2 protein-coding genes are annotated in these 2267 nt (G+C 70.4%); both read left to right on the forward strand.

Annotation, left to right across the window (positions count from 1 at the left end):
• The first annotated feature begins 142 nt into the window (after window positions 1-142).
• On the forward strand, window positions 143-1450 hold the full coding sequence (gene mshA, locus L0P92_RS43905) for a D-inositol-3-phosphate glycosyltransferase (RefSeq protein ID WP_372497436.1): 1308 nt from the start codon (window positions 143-145) through the stop codon (window positions 1448-1450).
• Window positions 1443-1955, forward strand: a complete 513-nt coding sequence (locus L0P92_RS43910) for a type III secretion system chaperone family protein (protein ID WP_234768726.1) — start codon at window positions 1443-1445, stop codon at window positions 1953-1955. The genes mshA and L0P92_RS43910 overlap by 8 nt, the downstream gene beginning before the upstream one ends.
• Window positions 1956-2267 lie beyond the last annotated feature (312 nt).

Genomic DNA, 2267 nt, shown 5'->3' on the forward strand with positions numbered 1-2267 from the left:
CCCCCCGAACAGTTGAGCGAGACCCGGTAATTCCTAGGCAAAAACCACCCCACCAGGAATGGGAACCAGCCCCTCCGCTGTTGCACCCCCTTGGAGGGCCCCGCACCCTCCCCCAGGCATGCCCGCAGCCAAGGAGGACCACGTGAGCCACTACGTCAACAGGCTCGGGTGGCTCCACCGCCGCCCCCGCCGCGTAGCCATGCTCAGCGTGCACACCTCACCGCTCCACCAGCCCGGCACAGGCGACGCCGGCGGCATGAACGTCTACATCGTCGAACTCGCGCAGCGCCTCGCCGCGATCAACATCGAGGTCGAGATCTTCACCCGCACCACCGCCACCGACCTCCCACCCACCGTCGAGCTGGCGCCAGGCGTACTCGTCCGCCACGTGGACGCCGGCCCGTACGAGGGCCTCAACAAGGAAGACCTCCCCGCCCAGCTCTGCGCCTTCACCCACGGCGTGATGCAGGCCTGGGCCGGCCACCGCCCCGGCCACTACGACCTGGTCCACTCCCACTACTGGCTCTCCGGCCACGTCGGCTGGCTCGCCGCCCAGCGCTGGGGCACCCCCTTGGTGCACGCCATGCACACCATGGCCAAGGTCAAGAACGCCAACCTCGCCGACGGCGACACCCCCGAGCCCGCCGCCCGGGTCATCGGCGAGACCCAGATCGTCACGGCCGCGGACCGCCTGATCGCCAACACCTCCGAAGAGGCCGACGAACTGGTACGCCACTACGCCGCGGCCCCCGACAAGGTCGCCGTGGTCCACCCCGGCGTCAACCTCACCCGCTTCTCACCGGCCGACGGCCGGGCCGCCGCCCGAGCCCGCCTCGGCCTCCCTCAGGACGCCCTGATCCCCCTGTTCGCAGGCCGCATCCAGCCCCTGAAGGCACCGGACATCCTCCTGCGCGCCGTGGCCGTCCTCCTCGACGAGCACCCCCACCTCCGCTCCCGCATCCTCGTCCCGGTCGTCGGCGGCCCCAGCGGCAGCGGCATGGCCAAGCCCGAAGGCCTCCAGAAGCTCGCCGCCCGCCTGGGCATCGCGGATGTCGTACGGTTTCGCCCACCCGTCGGCCAGGAGCAGCTCGCGGACTGGTTCCGCGCGGCATCCGTGCTGGTCATGCCGTCGTACAGCGAATCCTTCGGCCTCGTTGCCATCGAGGCACAGGCGGCCGGCACCCCCGTCCTCGCGGCGGCCGTGGGCGGCCTCCCGGTCGCGGTCCGCGACGGCCGTACCGGCTATCTGGTCCAGGGCCACGACCCGGCCGACTACGCCCGAGCGCTGCACGGCTTCGCCGAGAACCCCGACCTGACCCCGCGCATGGGCGCGGCCGCCGCCCGGCACGCCCAGTCCTTCGGCTGGGACACCGCGGCCGCCGCCACGGCGGACGTCTACACGGCCGCGACCCAGGCCCACCGCCGTCGCGTACGCTCCCACCATGGCTGACGCACAGAAGGCGGAGCAGGTCGTCGCGCAGGTCGTCGAGGGAGCCCTGAAGGACGCCGACCTCGAATGGGAGAGTCCGGCCCCCGGCAACTACGTCGTCAAACTCCCCGGCACCCGCAAGCTGTCGACGACGGTCTCCCTCCTCGTCGGCCGCCACTCCCTCTCCCTCAACGCCTTCGTCATCCGCCACCCCGACGAGAACGAACCCGGCGTCCACCGCTGGCTCCTGGAGCGCAACCTCAAGCTGTACGGCGTGAGTTACGCGGTCGACCGGCTCGGCGACATCTACGTCACGGCCAAGCTCGCCCTGTCCGCCGTCACCCCCGACGAGATCGACCGTCTCCTCGGCCAGGTCCTGGAGGCGACGGACGGCGCCTTCAACACCCTCCTGGAACTCGGCTTCGCCTCCGCGATCCGCAAGGAGTACGAGTGGCGCGTGGCACGCGGCGAGTCGACGCGCAACCTGGACGCGTTCGCCCATCTGACCAAGCGCTCCGCGGACTGAATCCAGGTCCGTACCAAGTAACGACTACATAACCCCCGCGCACCCTCTTCCCGGCGCAGGGGTCCCGTGGCATGCTCACCGGCCGACGCAGATCTGAACGTCGTTCACATCCATGAAGAGCCGCATGGAAGGACGCACGGACATGAGTAACGCGCAAGGCATGCCCAGACGAAGCCTCTTCCTCGGCGCCACAGCGATGGCCGCCACCGCACTGCCCCCCCCCCCCCCCCGGGGGCGTATAAACAACAACCAGCCCACCAGACCCGGTATATAAACGCGGATTCCCGGAGGGGGTTGTGAGATAGGGGGGGG

It is taken from the genome of Streptomyces muensis, assembly GCF_021474425.1.
Classification (GTDB): Bacteria; Actinomycetota; Actinomycetes; order Streptomycetales; family Streptomycetaceae; genus Streptomyces; species Streptomyces muensis.

Bases quoted from the DNA above. Each gene is read 5' to 3' on its own strand.
- L0P92_RS43910 (WP_234768726.1), top strand. From the start codon at position 1,443: ATGGCTGACGCACAGAAGGCGGAGCAGGTCGTCGCGCAGGTCGTCGAG.